Raw genomic sequence first — 17,353 nt, 5'->3', positions numbered from 1 at the left:
CCTTATTTTAAGATGCTGCGATACCGGCCTTGCGCAGCATGGTGTGCAGCAGCACGTTGGCGCCAGCCTCAAGATCCTCCGGTGTAGCATTTTCGCTTTCGTTGTGACTGATACCATCTTCGCAGGGAACGAAAATCATAGCCGTAGGTGCAACACGACTTACGAAGACAGCATCGTGACCGGCCCCGGTCTCGATATCGCGGTAGGGTATGCCAAGTCCATCGCTGCTAGCGCGAATGAGATCTACTAGGTCGCTGTTGAATGGTGTCGGTGGCACCCGCTGAACGTCCTGGAGTTCTACGGTTACTTTTCCAGGCTCATGGTGCTTTGAGCAGATATCTCGGAGAGCATGCTCCATCTGTTCAAGCGTCTCGTTCTCCAAATGGCGAATATCAACGCTGAAGGTTACTCGCCCAGGAATGACATTGCGTGAGTTTGGATAAAGGTCGAACTCCCCGCAGGTGACGCGACCATGCGGCTGATGCGGATCGGCTAGCGCTAGGATATCGCCGATGAGCTCGGCGGCCCGTTTAAGCGCATCACGACGATAGGGCATGGGTGTCGGCCCAGCATGGGCTTCTTGACCGGTAACCACAACATCGAACCAGCGCAAGCCTAGAGAGCCGGTTACCGCGCCAACCGCTATTCCTTCCGCTTCAAGTACTGGACCTTGCTCGATATGGGATTCGATATAGGCACCGAAGGTTTTGCTACCCATAGGAATGTCACCGCTGTAACCGATACGTTCCAACGAAGCAGCTACAGTGTCTCCATTGCGATCTTTGGCAGCTAGCGCGGTCTCAAGCGGGATTACGCCAGCATGCACCCCAGATCCCATCATGACGGGAACGAAGCGGCAGCCCTCTTCGTTAGTCCATATCACTACCTCTAGTGGTGCTTCAGTAGTAATAGAGTGATCATTGAGAACCCGCATAACTTCTAGTCCGGCTAGTACACCGTAACAGCCATCGAAACGGCCGCCGGTGGGCTGGGTGTCGAGGTGACTTCCGGTGGCCACTGGGGGTAGGTCATTACGGTTTCCGGCACGACGAGCAAAGATGTTGCCCATTTGATCGACACCTATAGTCAAGCCAGCGTCTCGCAACCAGCTAGATACAAGCTCACGACCAAGTCGATCCTCTTCCGTCAACGCCAAGCGACAATTGCCCCCCTTCGGTGTGGCACCAATGTCAGCAAGGTTCATTAATGAGTGCCATAGGCGCTGTCCATCAATGCGAAGTGTCGAGAAAGTAGACTCAGTCATCAGAGCTCTCCTGTGTCATTACTATATGTTGGCTTTCAAGAGCTGCAGCACGGATTGCACTTAGACGCTCTCCTGGTGCAATACCATCAGCGTCATAACGCAGCTCAATCAAAGCGGGCAAGTGTTCTTGCTCAGTAAAGGCTAGGGCACGATTAAAGGCTGCTTCGAACGAAGCATCGTCCTCGACGATCTCTCCATGTCCGCCATAGGCCTTGATCAGGGAGTCAAACTTAGGGTTGGTGAATGTCAGCGCAATCTCGCGGCCAGGAAAGTCATGTTCCTGATGGGCGCGGATGGTGCCCCACATTCCATTGTTGAAGACGAGTATGACGATGCCAAGTCGGTACTGCAGGGCCACGCCGAGCTCCTGCAAGTTCATCTGGAAGCAGCCGTCACCGGCAAAACAGATGGCTGGCCGTTGAGGGTGCTCGAGCTTACTGCTGATGGCTGCGGGAAGGCCATAACCCATTGCACCAACCGTGGGAGCTAACGAGCTGCCAAGTCCACTAAACTGGATATAACGATGAGCATAAAGTGCGTAATTGCCAGCGCCGACAGTGATACAGCCTTTGCCGTTCAGTAGCCGATCTACCGTTCGGGTGACTTTATCTAGGCTAAGCCGCCCAGGCGCCTCTAAAGGTATGAGAGTATCAAGATAGGCTCGTCGAGCAGTGGCCGTCGCCTGTTTCCATGCTGGTGTTACCTCAGGAGTTAGCTCTCCTAGGCTTGCCGAAAAACCAACTACGTCGGCATTAATAGCGAGGTCAGGACGATAAACATGCCCCAGTTCTTCGGGGTCGGGATAGATATGGACTAATGTCTGGCTTGGCACGGGCGACTCGATCCAGCTGTAGCCCTCTGTTGTAGGTTCGCCCAGTCGCGCCCCAAGCGTAATAATCAGATCGCAAGACTTTAGCTGCTCACGCAAAGCTTGATGCATGCCGCTACCAACGTGACCAACGAAATTCTCATGGTGTTGGTTAAAACACTCTAGGCGTCGCCAAGCAACGCCAACGGGAAGAGCGTAGCGCTCGGCAAACGCAGCAATATCTATTTGGGCCTGCTCGGTCCACCCGCTACCACCCAGTAATAGGAATGGCTTTTTGGCCCGCTCTAGATGCTGTTGCAACTCGCGCAATTGCTGTTGGCTAGGGTAACTGTGTAGGCGCTGCCGAGGCTCCACATCAGCAACGCAGGCCTCGCCCCACAACGTATCTTCTGGCAAGGCCAAAACTACTGGGCCAGGGCGGCCACTGGTTGCGACAGAGTAGGCTCTGGCGATGAGCTCAGGTATCCGTGCAGTGTCGTCAATCTGGGCTACCCATTTGGCCATTGGTCCGAACATGCGGCGATAGTCGATCTCCTGAAAGGCCTCGCGTTCGATGAAATCGTTGCCGACTTGTCCGATGAAAAGGATCATCGGCGTCGAGTCTTGATAAGCCGTATGGACGGCAATTGATGCATTGGTGGCGCCAGGGCCACGGGTGACAAAACAGATTCCAGGCTCGTTGGTTAGCTTGCCATAGGCCTCGGCCATGTAGCCAGCACCGCTCTCTTGGCGGCAGACAATAGGCTCGATAGCATCACGATGCTCATTAAGTGCATCAATACAGGGCAGATAGCTCTCGCCGGGGACCAGAAAAACGCGCCGAGCACCATGCTGGCGTAATTGTTGAATCAGGATTTGGCCCCCGTTACGAGTAGGGGTGACGGCGTTGCTCATGGGAAAGATCTCTTTGAACGAATGGTTAGGTAGACGGGACAGATAACAGCTGATGCAAGGGCTTGATCTGACGAGAATCGACAACACAACGAGCTCTAAAGCCGCACTGATAAGACCAAGACTGGTCTGCTTCGAACCCTTGTTTTTCTGGCCACGGGCCGTCAATTGCCAACATGTCGGCATCATCGCAAGCCCTGAGAAATAACTGTCGGAAGGGGGCTAGTGAGGCGCTACGCTCTTCTGGAGACAGCTTTAGGTCACGTGCTAAATCACCAGTGCCGAGCAGAGCGGCTAAAACGCGGGGGCTAGAATGTAGTAATTCGCTGATCCGCTTGATCCCCAAGCGACTCTCTATAGTCGGTATAATGGCGGTAGTTTCTGGTGCTATACCCCAGTGTTTTTCTTCGCGACCAAGTGCTGACGAAAGTGCCGTCAGTTGTGTTACTTCCTCGACTTTGGGCAGGAAGACGGCATCCGGAGAGGCATCCATTAGTAGCTTCAGTTCTTCTCGGCCTCCCCAATCTAAGGCGTTGATGCGCACCATGGGAGAGATGCCTCTTTGCCGACAGCTTTCGGCCATACTGGCGAACGCTTGGCAGGCAGTATGGCGTGATGCTGCCGGGGTGAATTCCTCCAGATCAATAACGATGGCATCGGCCTCGGAATGCAACGCGTCAGCCAAACAATCGGCGTCATGCCCTGGTACGAAAAGCCAGCTTCGACAGCCTGTTAGTTTGCTATGAAGCATGAAAGTCACTCCATTAGGTTGGGTAAGAACAGCACGATGTCAGGCACGAATGTGATGAGCATTAGGACAGCAAGCATGGACATCAGCATTAGCGAAAGTGGGCGTAACGTTTCCATAACGCTGATGCCCGAGATACGACAGGCCGCCATTAGATCTATACCCAGAGGGGGAGTATTGGCGCCGATAGCGAGGTTGACGGTGAGCAGCACGCCGAAATGCACTGGATCAATACCGTACTGGGAAAGCAGAGGCATAACGATTGGCGTGATGATGATAATGATGGCAATGCTCTCCATGAAGGTTCCGAGCACCAGTAGTACCGCCGTCAGTAAAAGCAAAACGCTGTGCGTGCTATCAGTCCAGTTGCCAATTGTTCCAGCGATGGCTTGTGGTACCTGCTCATAAGTCAGCCCCCAGGCGAAGAGACCAGCAGCGCCGATAATTACTAAGATGGCGGCGCTCGTTTCTGCTGTGGCGATGACGCAGTTGAGAATGTCTCGTAGTGAGAGGCATCGATAGAGCACCACACCAAGTACAAGGGCATAGAGAATGGCCGAGGCGGCTGCTTCGGTCGGTGTGAATACGCCGAAGCGAATTCCACCAATGATTAGCACCGGCACCATGAGTGCAGGCAGTGCATCGATGACCGCTCGGCGACGTTCGGCGGGGTCGGAAGACTTGACCCCGGCCCAGCCATGTTTCCGCGAAATATAAAGTGCTACACCTATTAATGAGAGGGTCAACAACAGACCAGGAATTACGCCGCCCATGAAGAGCTTACCCACCGATGTATTAGAAGTGGTGCCATAGACAATCATGACGATACTAGGGGGGATCACTGTTCCGAAGGAGCTTGCACACCCAACGAGTGCGCTGCTAAAACCCTTGTGGTAGCCATTCTTATGCATTGCAGGTAACAACATGCTGCCGATCGCAATAACATCGGCTACTCCCGATCCCGACAAGGCGCCAAATAACATACAGGCCATGACCGCTACGACGGCTAAACCACCCCGAATATCTCCGACTAGGGACATGCAAAGATGTACGATACGTTTGGTGAGACCGGCGCTGTTCATCAATTGCGCCGCCAGTATGAAAAGGGGAATCGCTAGGAGAGTGAAACTGTCCATCCCACCAACGAACTGTTGCGCGGAAACCATCATCGGGGCTGCGCCGAACACGAGCAGATAAACAAGTGCGGCGAGGATTAGGCTGAAAGCAATTGGAATATTAATTAAAATAGCGAGACCAAAAACACCCAGCAAAGTAAGTGCACCAGCGGTCATAGCGAATCTCCTGAAGACAACACGTGCTGCACTTGCATTAGTGCCATTCCTACGCAGCCCACTGGTACCGAGAGATAAATGATTCCAACAGGCATTTTTAACGCTGTGGTGGTCATGCTCATGGTCAGTATTGTTAGATCCCAGCCAGCCTTGGCCAGTACCAACAGCATTATCAGGAGCACAATGTCTGTTGCCTTTCCGATGATTCGGCGAGCGCCGATAGAGCGCACAATTAGCGGCAGTAGTCCGGCATTAAGATGAGAGCGTTGATAGGTACAAGTAACTGAGCCCAATAGGGCTGTCCAAATCAGCACTAGTCGCGGCAACTCTTCTGCCCAATTAGGCGTTTGTCCCACGACCCAGCGCATAAAAACCGTATAGATAACCAGGGCCGCCAACGCGGCGGCTCCGCAGGCGGCTACGGCCAAGCTTAGATGGGATACACGCATTACAAGTCTGGAAAAGGTCATATCATTCAGCCGTTCGGTACTGTCTGACGGTCTCCATCAATTCCTCACCGAACACATCGGAATAATCGTTCCATACTCCTTGAACCAGCTCGTTGAAGGCCGTCGTGTCGACTTCATTTATCTGCATACCTTCTGCAGCCAGCATTTCGAGCATGTTTTTGTCATCCTCCTGGGTCATAGCACGTTGCTTATCGCGCCACTCGTCTGCTAGCGATTGGATAACTGCCTGATCATCCGCATTGATCTTGTTCCAAGTAAGGTCAGCAATTGTTAAGCAAGCAGGAGCCCAAACATGGCCCGTTAAAGAGATGTAATCTTGAACTTCGTAAAAAGAAGAGGAGTGAATAATGGAAAGGGGGTTTTCCTGAGCGTCGAAGACACCTTGCTGTAATGCCGAGTAGAGTTCACCAAAGGAAAGTGGGGCGGGGTTTGCACCGAGTGCTTCAAAAGTATTTAGACGCATCCTGTCAGGAGTGACCCTGATTTTTAGACCTTCTAGATCATTCGGAGACTCAACTGGCCCGCGGTTGTTAGTAACGTGACGGAAACCATTCTCCCACCAACTGAGAATTTTAATATTCTTATTTTCCGCTAGTTCTTCGAGGATACTGCCTAGCTCACCATCATAAGCTGCGTAGGCTGCTTCTCGGTTCTCCCAAGAGTAAGGCAGCTCAACAATTCCAAACTTGGGTTCTAAGGATTGAAAGGATCCGCATCCAATAACGCCGGCATCCATACTGCCAATTTGCATGCCCTCTAACATCCGGGTTTCATTGCCAAGCTGGCCGCTAGGAAAAACCTGAAAATTTACACGCTGATCGGTAGCTTCTCGTACGTCATGAGCAAAACCTTCCGCAGAGACATGCCAGTTATGAGTTGGTGCCAAGACATGACCAAGCTTGATATCCAATGCATGAACATTGCTGCAAAAAGCACTTATTCCGATAAGGCTGAAGAGCGCAAGAGGGGTTGGTTTCATTGTGATACCTGTTGTCATTAATTTTGGTGTTTTGAAATCAATCGCACAGGTAATAGACTCGTCGGATAAAAACGTTGTAGCAATTTTATAATTCTTATTTTTAATATTTACGTGCTTTATATGACGTTTTTTATTGGAAGGTTTTTTTATTGATAATAGAGGGGCGAAGATTTTTAATGATTTATAGAAAGGTAGTTTTCAGGGTGTCAGCATAAAATATTTAATTTTTGGTTAAGGTTTTAGATATCCCGAAAACTAAATAACGCTACACTTTAGAGTCCGATTTTAGGAGTAAGGGGGGGCATGAAGGGGCATTTCAGCGAAACACAGGTTATTGGTTTCCTGGGCGATGTAAGGCTGAACTACTATTAAGCAGCTATGCCGTCAGCATGGTTTCCCGAGTGCTATTGATAGTGCAGTAAGTTTGGCGGACTGAGCGTGTTAGGTGCCAAGCAACTGCCCTACAGTCACTTCTGACGCTAAACACAGCTGCATGCTGGGTGTGAGTTTAACCTCTATATTGCTATCGATAAGCCCTGAAAAGCCCTGTTGGGCTCCCCCCATGAGATAGACCCCATTCCATCAGCCTCGCCATTTTTGAGCAGCGAGTCACATTTTTGGGCGTGGTATAAACTAAAGTCGGGGTTTCTGGCATGAGTTCGATGGCAGTAACCTATGGGTATAAAAATGCGAATAGTTGTTCGTCTTGCGAACTTAAAATATAAGTACTCTAACCCATGAAGAGTCCACTATGAAAAAAATTCTAAACGCTCTTTGCACTGCCACTTGCGGTGGTGCCGTTGCTCTATCTCTCTCTGTGTCCACTGCTCAAGCACAGGATTGGCCTACTGATGATGTGCGCTTGGTGGTTCCCTATGCACCCGGTGGCACTACGGATGTGTTGTCGCGTCGTGTGGCCGACTTGCTACAGGAAGAACTCGATACCAATGTGGTGGTAGAAAACCGCCCAGGGGCTGGCTCTACTGTTGCTACTGGCCGTTTGGCTCGCGGTGGCCGTGATATCGATCACACCATATTAATGGCGTCACCTGGGCATACCATTGGCGCTGCTATTTATCCTGGTCTCACCTACGATCCGGTCGAGGACTTCGTATTCATTCAGAATATGATTGATATTCCTAACGTGATGGTGGTGCCTGCTGACAGTCCTTACAACAGCGTGCTTGAGTTTATTGAGGCAGCGAAAGAACAGAATATGACCTTTAGCCACAGTGGTGTGGGTAGTTCTATCCACATGTCTGGTGAGCTGTTTAAGACGCTGACTGAAACCAATATGACAGCGGTACCTTTTGCTGGCAGTGGTGCAGCCCTACCAGCCTTACTGGGAGGTGATGTCGATGTCTCTTTCGAGAACATGCCGACTGTGTTCTCGCATATTCAATCCGGCGATTTGAGAGCGTTGGCGGTTACTTCAGCTGAGCGTTCTGAATTCCTACCAGATGTACCAACCCTCAATGAGATTGGCGAGCATAACCTCGACCAGTTTGTCACCACCGCTTGGTTTGGCCTGATTGCCCATCACTCTTTCCCCGAAGAAGCGACAGCTGCCATGCAAAAAGCGTTGCAAGAGGTGATGGAGCGCGAGGAGTTCACTAGCTTTGTCGAGCAGCTGGGTGCAGAGAAAGGCACTATCGCTGGTGATGATTTCAAAGCCTTCATCGCTGATGAAGTTGCTCGCTGGGACGAAGTAGCGACTGAAGCCGGTATTCGTCAAGAGTAAGTAATTGGCTACTACCTAGCATGGCGAGGCGAGGGTTACGACCCTCGCCTCAATTGGTTTCCTTGTAGAGCTTTTTTACGTCTTTACGTCGAGAGAGTACCCCGATGACGAAGTTTCACTCTACCGGTGGCACGCTGATCAAGGATCCGTGGGATGTAGTCGCCGGGGTTATGCTGCTGGGCTTCTCCCTGCTGCTGCTTTTCTATCTGGTTCCCAATTACATTGGTCAACCTCCCATCATGCAGAATCCGATGATGTCGCCGCGCTGGTTGCCGAACATTGTGGGCTGGTTGCTGCTGGTGTTCTCGGTACTGATGATTATTCAAGGTGTGCTAATTGCTGACGATGCCGAAGATAGCGGACGTCGTTTTGAGCGTGGTCCGTTATTGCGCTTTTCGCTGATGGCATTATCTCTGGTTGTCTACGCTGGCCTGTTTGAGATGTTAGGTGCGGTAATCAGTGGCATCCTCGCCACTTTGATACTTTTCATCGCCCACCCAGTGCGTACTTGGTGGGTTTATGGTCTAGCTATCGTTTTCCCGGCGGGCGTGACGCTACTGTTTACGGGGGTTATGAACGTGCCGCTGCCGATGTGGCCGTTCTGAGCTCACTGGCACCTTTGAGATCTGGTGATTTATGGAAAACATTACAGAAGTACTGCAGCTGTTTCTAGCCACAGAGAACTTTGTGGCAATAGCTGTAGGGGTGGTGGTTGGCGTTACTGTCGGCTCTATCCCAGGTCTTACTGCCACTATGGCGGTGGCCTTGGCGCTACCGTTTACTTTTTCTATGGAGCCGGTCGCGGCCATACTGTTGTTGGTAGGTATTTATAAGGGTGGTATGTATGGTGGCTCAATCACCGCTATTTTGATTCGTACGCCGGGCTCGCCAGCTTCGGCCTGTACGTTACTAGATGGCTATCCAATGGCGCAGCAAGGAGAAGCAAAAAAGGCGCTCAAGATGGCGCTCTATGCGTCGGTGATTGCGGATTTCATTTCTAATATTGCATTGATCTTTTTTGCTGCTTATTTAGCCAAGATTGCACTGAACTTCGGCGCGCCGGAATTCTTTTGGCTGATCTGTTTTTCTTTGACTATTATCATCTCGCTTGCCAGTGGCTCAATGATCAAAGGGTTGATTGCGGCTCTTTTGGGTATCCTGCTCTCGCTGGTAGGGCTCGATTCAGTGTTTGGCTCGCAGCGCCTGACCTTTGGCAACTACAACCTGATGGACAGTATCTCGTTTATTCCGCTATTGATCGGTCTGTTTGCGATACCTGAAATTATCGAGTTTTATCGCAAGAAGGTGATACCTCACCTCCGTGCCAAGGCGAGTGGTGCTGGTGTGTCTTTCAGCGAGCTCAAGGGCAGCCTCAAAAGCATCGTTCGAGGTAGTTTGATCGGTGTCATTATCGGCGCTATCCCAGGCACTGGGGCAACTGCAGCGGCTTTCATCTCGTACAGTGATGCCAAGCGTCGTTCACCCCACCCAGAGCGTTTTGGAAAGGGAGAAGTAGAAGGGGTCGCTGCTTCCGAAGCAGGTAACAACGGCGTCGCTGGAGCCACGCTGATCCCACTGCTGTCATTAGGAATTCCCGGTGATGTGATCACCGCTATTATCCTGGGAGCCTTCATGGTCCATGGGTTGACCCCGGGCCCACTGCTGTTTCAGGAAAACCTGCCGCTCATCTATGCACTTTTCCTCGGTATCATGCTCAGTTCCGTGATCTTGTTATTTGTGGGGAATGCAGCAATCCGTTACTTCTCCCTGATCGCAGATATTCCTAAATCGATTCTTTTTCCGATTGTGTTGATGTTCTGCGTATATGGGGCTTATGCGGTCAATAATGATACTTTCGATGTGTGGTTGATGTTGGCTTTTGGGGTTCTGGGTTATGTGTTTAATCGTACCGGTATCCCGGCTGCCCCCTTCCTAATAGGCTTCATTTTGGGGCCTATGTTCGAGGATAACCTGCGTCGCTCGCTGTTAATCGGTTCCAACGATCTGTCGATTTTCGTACGTGGTCCGATCACCTGGTTCTTCATCGCTCTAACCTTAGGCTCCATATTGCTGGCCCTTTATCGTTTTATTACCTCGCGGCAAAAAGCGAAACAGAGTGCGAGTGAGCCTGGGGCGGGAGCGTGATGCTGTCGACCTTACGCTAAGTGGTGTTTTGCCTTAAGCCCGCGAAGTGGGCTTAAGGCGCAAGGAAATCGAGCCGGCCACCGTAGGGTGCCGGCTTTTTTTTACTAGTGAGGTGGAGCCAACCATGAGTTCCAGCATAAAGATGCCAGTTACAAACGTATGGTCTAGCCGTTTGCTAGCGGGTGTGGCAGTGCTAACTGTGGTGCATTTATTGAGTGGTGCAACGTGGGCCGCAAGCGTGGCTCAACTACTACTGGCAGGTTTTCTAGTGCTAGGTTGGACCCGTTTTAGCTCGATGGCTCGTATGCTTGCGTTGGCCTGTGTTGCAGTGTCATTTTTTGCACTGTGGCGACTTCCTTCTCCTTGGATAGTGCTTTATGAGGCGGCTAATGGCTTTGTCTTTCTGGCAGCGTTCATGGCGGCACTTGCAGTGCTGCGCTTGCCAGCTTATCGGTCGAGACTCATTCGTCGCTGTGGACAGAGCCTACTGTTGCAGCCTCCCACATGGCGTTATCCGATGCTCTCGTTGGGTTCTACCCTATTCGGTATTGTGCTCAACTTTGGCGTGTTGAACTTGTTCATGTCGATGATCGATAAGGCTAATACGCTCGGCTCGGCACAGGGACGAGTGTGGCTGCAGGAGGTGCGTCGCCGACGCATGCTCTTGGCGACCTTGCGCGGCTTTACCCTGGCACCTCTGGTTTCCCCGTTAGGTATCGGCGTTGCGGTGGTTTTGGGTAATTTGGAACCGCTGACTTGGGGGCAGCTCTTTCCTTATGTGCTGGCATCAGCAGTCGTGCTATTTCTGATGGGGTGGGCTTGCGATCAGGTTGCTGGTCCTCGTCCGAGCGCCAGCGCAGCGGGGAGCGAGAGGCCCTCATTGATGCCGCTAGTAGCTTTTAGCCTGCTGCTGCTGGCTCTGGTCCTGCTTGTTTTTGCACTTGCCACCATACTATCGCTGCGATTGCCTCAGGCTGTTGTGATCGGTGTACCACTGGGAGCCTGGGTATGGTTGGCTTGGCAGTGCCGTGATATTGGGCATGCTGGCGTGTGGTCAGCCACTGCCTTGCTCACCCGTCGTCTGCCTGATGTGCTGGGTGGGATTGGTAATGAGGTCGTCGCGCTGGGTTCAGGTGCTTATCTTGGATATCTCAGCGTGGCGCTGCTTAATCCGGCCCAGCTCGATGGGATGGCATCACTCCTTATCGCTGCTGGCAACTGGTTGCCAGCACTAGCGCTCTTACTGATCGTGGTGCTTGCCCAGATAGGCGTCAATCCCATTATCAGCGTGACCTTCTTGACCAGCATGGTCGCCCAGGTCGGGCTAGAGGGTGTGTCATTGCCGTTGTTGGCGGCGGCGATGCTGGTGGGGTGGTCATTGACGATGGTGTCGTCGCCGTTCACGGCGGCAATGATGATTATGTCGCGCTTCACAGGTATAACGGCGGGTCAAATTGGCCTGCGCTGGAACGGAGCATTTCTGGCGGCCTCGTTGATGATGGCCGCCGTACTTTTTCGATTAGCAAGCTGAGTTATTGCCTCACCCTACCGTGACACCACCACAAACGAATAATGTTTGTCCCGTGATGAAACTGCTGCGTGGGTCGCAGAAGAAACTAACTGCTTGAGCAACATCATCAGGTTGCCCCATACGCTGGACAGGGATGTTCTCAATGATACGGCGCGCACGCTCTGAGTCGGGTGGGTTGTTCTCCCAGAACGCTGTCGTGGCAATAGGTCCTGGTGCCACACAGTTAACCGTAATGCCATCAGCAGCTAGTTCTAGCGCCCAAGTGCGGGCCATCGACTGTAATGCTCCTTTCGTCGCGCTATAAAGGGTACGAGCCTCTTTGCCGAGCACCACGCGGCTGGCATTCATGACAATACGTCCCTGGCCATGCTGCCGCATATAGGGAAGAAGAGACTGGGTACATACCAACGCGGAGCGCACGTTGAGGTGCATCAAAGAATCGAAGTCCTCAATACGGGTGTCGTCGAGAAGCGCAGGGCGCACTATGCCAACATTATTGACAAGACACGTCACCGGGTGGGCGTCAGCGATTTTTTCGAGCACTTGGCGGGTCGCATCGATATCACTCAGGTCGACTAGGTGTGCATCGGCCTTTAATGATTCTGCCTCTGGCGCCTCAATGTCGAGGACAATGGTGCGATAGCCATCTTGTTGCAAGCGCAACGCAATGGCTTGGCCGATGTTGCGGGCGCCGCCGGTGACGATAGCAAAGGGTTGTGACATGGGTTACATCCTTCTAGTTAAAGGCGCGTAGGGCAGAATAGCGGACGAGGGGGATGAATGACCCGACGGCAACGGGGAGGCCTACGGTCATCAGGAAACACCCGCTATTGAGCGTCGCGAATCATGTTGCGCGAGATGATTACCTGTTGGATTTGGGTGGTGCCTTCATAGAGCCTGAATAGGCGTACATCGCGATAGAATCGCTCAACGGCGTATTCGCTTATATAGCCAGCGCCGCCATGAATTTGCACACCGCGATCGGCGACCCTGCTGCACATTTCGGTAGCGAACATCTTTGCGCAGGAGGCCTCGGTGCTAACGTTCTGGCCCTCATCACGCTTGCGTGCGGCATCTAGAACCATGCAGCGAGCGGCATAAATCTCGGCCTTGGAGTCGGCCAGCATGCCCTGGATAAGCTGGAATTCGGCAATAGGCTTGCCAAATTGTTGGCGTTCCATTGCAAAGCGTAGAGAGTCATCTAAAACGCGCTCAGCGGCCCCCACGGCAATGGCGGCAATATGCAGGCGTCCCTTATCCAAAACCTTCATGGCGGTTTTAAACCCGACGCCTTCTTGTTCGCCAATCAGTGCACTGACCGGTACGCGTACATTATCGAAGATTACATCAGCGGTGTGAGCGCCTTTTTGGCCCATTTTCTTATCGCGTTTACCAATGGTAATGCCGGGGGTGTCGGCTTCAACGATAAAGGCGCTAATGCTCTTGGCGCCTTTGACCTCTAGGTTAGTGCGTGCCATTACGGTGAAAATACCGGCATGCGGGGCGTTGGTGATGTAGCGTTTGGTACCGTTAATCAAGTAGTCGTCGCCATCTTTTATAGCGGTAGTGCGCAGCGAAGCGGCGTCAGAACCGGAGTCGGGCTCCGTTAAGCAGAATGCACTCAGAATCTCGCCGCTGGCCAATCGGGGCAAGTAGTTAGCTTTCTGCTCGTTGGTGCCGTCTAGCAGGATGCCGATTGAACCGATGCCGTTGTTAGTACCGATGAAGGAGCGGAAGGCGGGAGATGTCCTACCCAGCTCGAAAGCAATATTGACTTCTTCCTCCATGGTCACACCAAGACCACCATATTCTTCGGGAATAGTGAGCCCAAAGAGACCCATATCACGCATCTGTGAGGCAATGTCATCGGGGATTTCATCGCTTTCAGCTATTTCTTCCTCACGCGGAATTAACGCTTCTTTAACAAAGCTACGTATGGAGTCGAGCAGGAGCTGCATGGTTTCCTGGTCACGAATCATGTGTGCCTCTTAATGTAAGGTAAGTAGATCGTTGGAGTAGTGGGTTTTACGAGATCTGGGTCTTTATATCGTTGACCAACTGGACTAACTGAGGCCCGATTGACTCTTCCAGCTTTTCCCGTGATATCTGGAACTCAGGGCCACCACAGTTGAACGACAGAATTCCCAACTGCGGGTGATGGAGGGGCACCGCAACGGCATTCACTTTTCGTTGCCATTCTCCAATCGACAAACAGTAGCCGTAATCGGCGTAGTCTCGAAAAGCACGTTCTAATGCTTTGCGAATAACAGGCCAGTCGGAGGGATAAGACTCCCGTAGGTGGTCCATTAGCGTGTCTGCCTCTTGTGGAGGTAGAGCAGCCAAATAGGCGCGTCCCGCCGAGCTTTGGTGAAGGGGAAGACGCGTACCGGTTTGGCGACGGATGGTGGAACGTAGAGAACTCTGAACCACATCTAGATAAACCATGTCTAGGCGGTCTCGGGCAGACATGGCCACTGTCGCACCGACTTCGTCGGCGAGATTTACCATCAAAGGTTGGGCAATCGCGCGAATCGGCAGGTTGGATAGCATGGAATAGCCAAAGGCCATAACGCCCACATCCAATTGATACTTCCCTCGTGATAGAGGGCGCAGATAGCCCAGCCGGGCGAGAGTATGCGTGAGCCGACTAACGGTGGGGCGTGGCAGCCCCGACTTCCTAGCCAGATCGAGGTTGCTTAGGGCACTCTCGCTTGGAGTGAAGCAGCGTAGTAGTTCAAGCCCTCTCGCCAACGCGGTTACGAACTGCCGGTCTTTCTCCTGCTCGCCCGCCGCATTCATCGGGTCTATTACGATCTGAAAATCGCCCTGATTGTCTGTTGTCTTCACCGATTTCTGCCTCGTTCGAGGTTTTTGGACAGGTTGATTTTGCAGCTTGCTATCAATAAATGTCAATCATGCAGTCTTAATGACCGCATTGCGGACATTTTGATATTGCAATATGGAGCGTTTTAGAAATTGCGTATTGATTATAATTATTTGATAAATATGTATTATTTTTGTTGTTGTTTTTTGACGGATTGACAGTCATTCGAATAACTGTGTAAGTTTTATCTTTAAGCAAAACATTTGTCCGCATTGCGGACATTATTGGTGGCGAAATCTTGCATGATAAACAAACAGCGGTCTTCCGAGGTCTATCTTGCCTCGCTTGATAATGGGGTGGCGGTGATTCGTATTGATCGGCCGCATGCCAAGAATGCTCTCAATGGAACGGTGAGGTGCCAGTTAGCCGAGCTTTTTTCGTCTCTAACTCGGCAGGATGAGGTGAGAGTCATTGTACTGACCGGGGGCGAGCAGGTGTTTGTTGCAGGTGCTGATGTAAAGGAGTTTGCTGAGGCTTCTCCGACTGAAATGCATCTACGCCACAATGAGCGTTTCTGGGAGCCGGTGGCACGCTGCCCTAAGCCAGTGATCGCCGCAGTTAATGGGTTTGCTCTGGGAGGTGGCTGTGAGCTTGCCATGCACTGCGACATCATCATCGCGGGGGAGTCGGCACGGTTTGGGCAGCCAGAGGTCAAGCTGGGTCTAATGCCTGGTGCGGGTGGGACGCAACGGCTAGTACGAGCAGTAGGGAAATTTCAGGCCATGCGCATGCTGATGACCGGCTGCATAGTGCCAGCGGCAGAGGCGTTGGCCATGGGACTGGTTAGCGAAGTGGTGAGTGATGATCGGACACTAGAACGCGCCACGGTGCTGGCACAAGAAATCGCGCATTTGCCTGCTCTAGCGCTAGAGCACATCAAAGAAACGGTGCTCATGGGGGCTGATCTGCCCCTCGAAAGCGCTTTGGTTCTTGAACGTAAAGCTTTCCAGTTGCTTTTTGACACTGTGGATCAGAAAGAGGGGGCTGCTGCCTTTATCGAGAAGCGCAAACCGAGCTACCGAGGAGAACCCTAATGGCGAGAAAAGTGAACCGGCTGGGGATTGTCGGCACAGGAGTGATGGGGGCTGGAATAGCCCAGATCGCTGCGCAGGCAGGGCTGGAGGTCGTGCTGTTTGATAGCCGCGATGGGGCAGCCCGTGCTGCACGTGACGGTCTGCAAGTAACGTTCGATAAATTGGTTAGTAAGGGCAAGGTATCTCGGGAGTCTGCTGGAGCCGCTTTGTCGCTTCTTTCCATCGCCGAATCGATGACGGCTTTTGCGGATTGCGATGTGGTTATTGAGGCAATCATCGAGGATCTGGGAATCAAGCAACGCTTATTTGGCGACCTCGAAGCGGTCGTTTCGCGAGATTGTATCCTCGCGACCAATACCTCTTCACTCTCGGTCACCGCTATTGCTGCGGAGCTAACTTATCCTGGTCGAATGGCCGGTTTTCACTTCTTCAATCCTGTTCCGCTGATGAAGGTCGTTGAGGTGATCGGGGGAGTCAATACCGATGAAGCTGTCGTTAATACACTGCTAGAGCTGGCAAGCCAACTTGGACATGCTGGTGTGCGTGCCCAGGACTCCCCTGGCTTTATTGTCAATCATGCTGGACGTGCCTACAGCACGGAAGGCCTGAAGATTTTAGAAGAGCAGGTGGCGCCGCCTGACGATATCGACCGGATTCTTCGCGAGGAGGCTGGTTTCCGAATGGGGCCACTCGAACTTTTTGATTTGACTGGCCTCGATGTTTCGCATCCTGCAATGGAGTCGATTTTCACGCAGTTCTATCACGACCCGCGTTATAGGCCTTCTTATATATCCCGGCAAATGCTGAAAGGGAATCGCCTGGGCCGCAAGACGGGGGTGGGCTTTTATCGCTATGAAGGTGGACAAAAAATCGCCGCGCTGACGCCACAGCCTGTGCCCACGATCAGTGATTTTCCGCCGTTCTGGGTGGGATGTGAGGATATCGACCTACGTGAGCAGGTCGTGTCACTGCTGGTGTCGCTTGGCGGGCGAGTGGAAAGGACAGATTCACCATCGGAAGAAGCGCTCTGTTTACTACTGCCCTTTGGTGATGATGCGGTGAGTGCGAGTGCGTATTTCGGTGTCGACCCTGAACGCACACTCTGCCTCGACGCATTGATGGGGCTGGAGCGGCATCGCACACTGATGAGGACACCCGTCACGCGACAGCAGATGTGCGACGCTGCTCATGCATTATTGGCCTCTGATGGAACCGGAGTGACCGTGATTCGTGACAGCGTGGGGTTTGTCTCTCAACGTGTGCTGGCCGCAGTGGTTAATCTAGCCTGTGATATTGCTCAGCGTGGGATTGCCACGCCTACCGATATCGATAATGCCGTTAGATTGGGACTTAATTATCCCTATGGACCGTTGGCATGGGGAGATGCGTTAGGCCCGAAGAGGTTGCTTGCCATTCTTGAGCGCATCACTGCCTTAACGGGAGATCCTCGCTATAGGCCAAGCCCGTGGCTGCGGCGTCGCGCAACGCTTGGCGTATCACTGTTACATGAAGCACCGAGTGTTCGGTGATGTTGAGGTTGATTAT

The 17,353-nt window shown here is 52.3% G+C and carries 15 protein-coding genes; 6 read left to right on the top strand and 9 right to left on the bottom strand.

The genetic code is table 11. The annotated features are described in order from the left end of the window. Positions 1 to 7: 7 nt before the first annotated feature. The 6 genes from NDQ72_18880 to NDQ72_18855 are packed head-to-tail and all read right to left on the bottom strand — an operon-like array spanning position 8 to position 6,473. The gene (locus NDQ72_18880) at positions 8 to 1,264 is read right to left on the bottom strand and encodes a Zn-dependent hydrolase (protein WKD28077.1); all 1,257 of its coding nucleotides are present in this window, start codon (positions 1,262 to 1,264) and stop codon (positions 8 to 10) included. Continuing rightward, positions 1,257 to 2,987 (bottom strand): thiamine pyrophosphate-binding protein, encoded by a 1,731-nt coding sequence (locus NDQ72_18875; GenBank protein WKD28076.1) that lies wholly within the window; start codon positions 2,985 to 2,987, stop codon positions 1,257 to 1,259. The genes NDQ72_18880 and NDQ72_18875 overlap by 8 nt, the downstream gene beginning before the upstream one ends. Positions 2,988 to 3,012: 25 nt before the next feature. Beyond that, complete coding sequence (locus tag NDQ72_18870) at positions 3,013 to 3,735, bottom strand: aldolase/citrate lyase family protein (protein WKD28075.1); 723 nt, start codon at positions 3,733 to 3,735, stop codon at positions 3,013 to 3,015. Positions 3,736 to 3,740: 5 nt separating this feature from the next. After that, a complete protein-coding gene (locus NDQ72_18865) occupies positions 3,741 to 5,024 on the bottom strand; it encodes a TRAP transporter large permease (protein WKD28074.1) in 1,284 nt (427 codons plus the stop codon). Then, positions 5,021 to 5,473, bottom strand: coding sequence for a TRAP transporter small permease (locus NDQ72_18860; protein ID WKD28073.1), 453 nt, complete (start codon positions 5,471 to 5,473; stop codon positions 5,021 to 5,023). The genes NDQ72_18865 and NDQ72_18860 overlap by 4 nt, the downstream gene beginning before the upstream one ends. Positions 5,474 to 5,495: 22 nt before the next feature. Next, positions 5,496 to 6,473, bottom strand: a complete 978-nt coding sequence (locus tag NDQ72_18855) for a DctP family TRAP transporter solute-binding subunit (protein ID WKD28072.1) — start codon at positions 6,471 to 6,473, stop codon at positions 5,496 to 5,498. A 751-nt stretch (positions 6,474 to 7,224) separates the two neighbouring features. Here NDQ72_18855 and NDQ72_18850 point away from each other — a divergent pair. The 4 genes from NDQ72_18850 to NDQ72_18835 all read left to right on the top strand — a co-directional run bounded on the left by NDQ72_18850 (position 7,225) and on the right by NDQ72_18835 (position 11,890). Continuing rightward, complete coding sequence (locus NDQ72_18850) at positions 7,225 to 8,214, top strand: tripartite tricarboxylate transporter substrate binding protein (protein WKD28071.1); 990 nt, start codon at positions 7,225 to 7,227, stop codon at positions 8,212 to 8,214. 104 nt (positions 8,215 to 8,318) lie between these two features. Continuing rightward, positions 8,319 to 8,819: a tripartite tricarboxylate transporter TctB family protein gene (locus tag NDQ72_18845; GenBank protein ID WKD28070.1), complete on the top strand. Its 501-nt coding sequence runs from the start codon at positions 8,319 to 8,321 to the stop codon at positions 8,817 to 8,819. A 31-nt stretch (positions 8,820 to 8,850) separates the two neighbouring features. Beyond that, positions 8,851 to 10,359, top strand: a complete 1,509-nt coding sequence (locus NDQ72_18840) for a tripartite tricarboxylate transporter permease (GenBank protein WKD28069.1) — start codon at positions 8,851 to 8,853, stop codon at positions 10,357 to 10,359. Positions 10,360 to 10,483: 124 nt separating this feature from the next. Beyond that, positions 10,484 to 11,890 (top strand): hypothetical protein, encoded by a 1,407-nt coding sequence (locus tag NDQ72_18835; protein ID WKD28068.1) that lies wholly within the window; start codon positions 10,484 to 10,486, stop codon positions 11,888 to 11,890. Positions 11,891 to 11,899: 9 nt separating this feature from the next. Here NDQ72_18835 and NDQ72_18830 read toward each other — a convergent pair whose 3' ends face one another. The 3 genes from NDQ72_18830 to NDQ72_18820 form a co-directional block, all read right to left on the bottom strand. Next, positions 11,900 to 12,613 (bottom strand): SDR family oxidoreductase, encoded by a 714-nt coding sequence (locus NDQ72_18830; GenBank protein ID WKD28067.1) that lies wholly within the window; start codon positions 12,611 to 12,613, stop codon positions 11,900 to 11,902. 104 nt (positions 12,614 to 12,717) lie between these two features. Next, positions 12,718 to 13,869, bottom strand: coding sequence for an acyl-CoA dehydrogenase family protein (locus NDQ72_18825; protein WKD28066.1), 1,152 nt, complete (start codon positions 13,867 to 13,869; stop codon positions 12,718 to 12,720). A 46-nt stretch (positions 13,870 to 13,915) separates the two neighbouring features. Further along, the gene (locus NDQ72_18820) at positions 13,916 to 14,737 is read right to left on the bottom strand and encodes an IclR family transcriptional regulator (protein ID WKD28065.1); all 822 of its coding nucleotides are present in this window, start codon (positions 14,735 to 14,737) and stop codon (positions 13,916 to 13,918) included. Positions 14,738 to 15,016: 279 nt separating this feature from the next. Between NDQ72_18820 and NDQ72_18815 the strand changes: the two genes are divergently transcribed. Both NDQ72_18815 and NDQ72_18810 read left to right on the top strand, forming a co-directional pair. Continuing rightward, on the top strand, positions 15,017 to 15,808 hold the full coding sequence (locus NDQ72_18815; protein ID WKD28064.1) for an enoyl-CoA hydratase: 792 nt from the start codon (positions 15,017 to 15,019) through the stop codon (positions 15,806 to 15,808). Then, the gene (locus NDQ72_18810) at positions 15,808 to 17,337 is read left to right on the top strand and encodes a 3-hydroxyacyl-CoA dehydrogenase (GenBank protein WKD28063.1); all 1,530 of its coding nucleotides are present in this window, start codon (positions 15,808 to 15,810) and stop codon (positions 17,335 to 17,337) included. The genes NDQ72_18815 and NDQ72_18810 overlap by 1 nt, the downstream gene beginning before the upstream one ends. The last annotated feature ends 16 nt before the right edge of the window (positions 17,338 to 17,353 follow it).

It is taken from the genome of Halomonas sp. KG2 (assembly GCA_030440445.1).
Lineage (GTDB): Bacteria > Pseudomonadota > Gammaproteobacteria > Pseudomonadales > Halomonadaceae > Vreelandella.
This window is presented reverse-complemented; position numbering and strand designations above follow the sequence as displayed.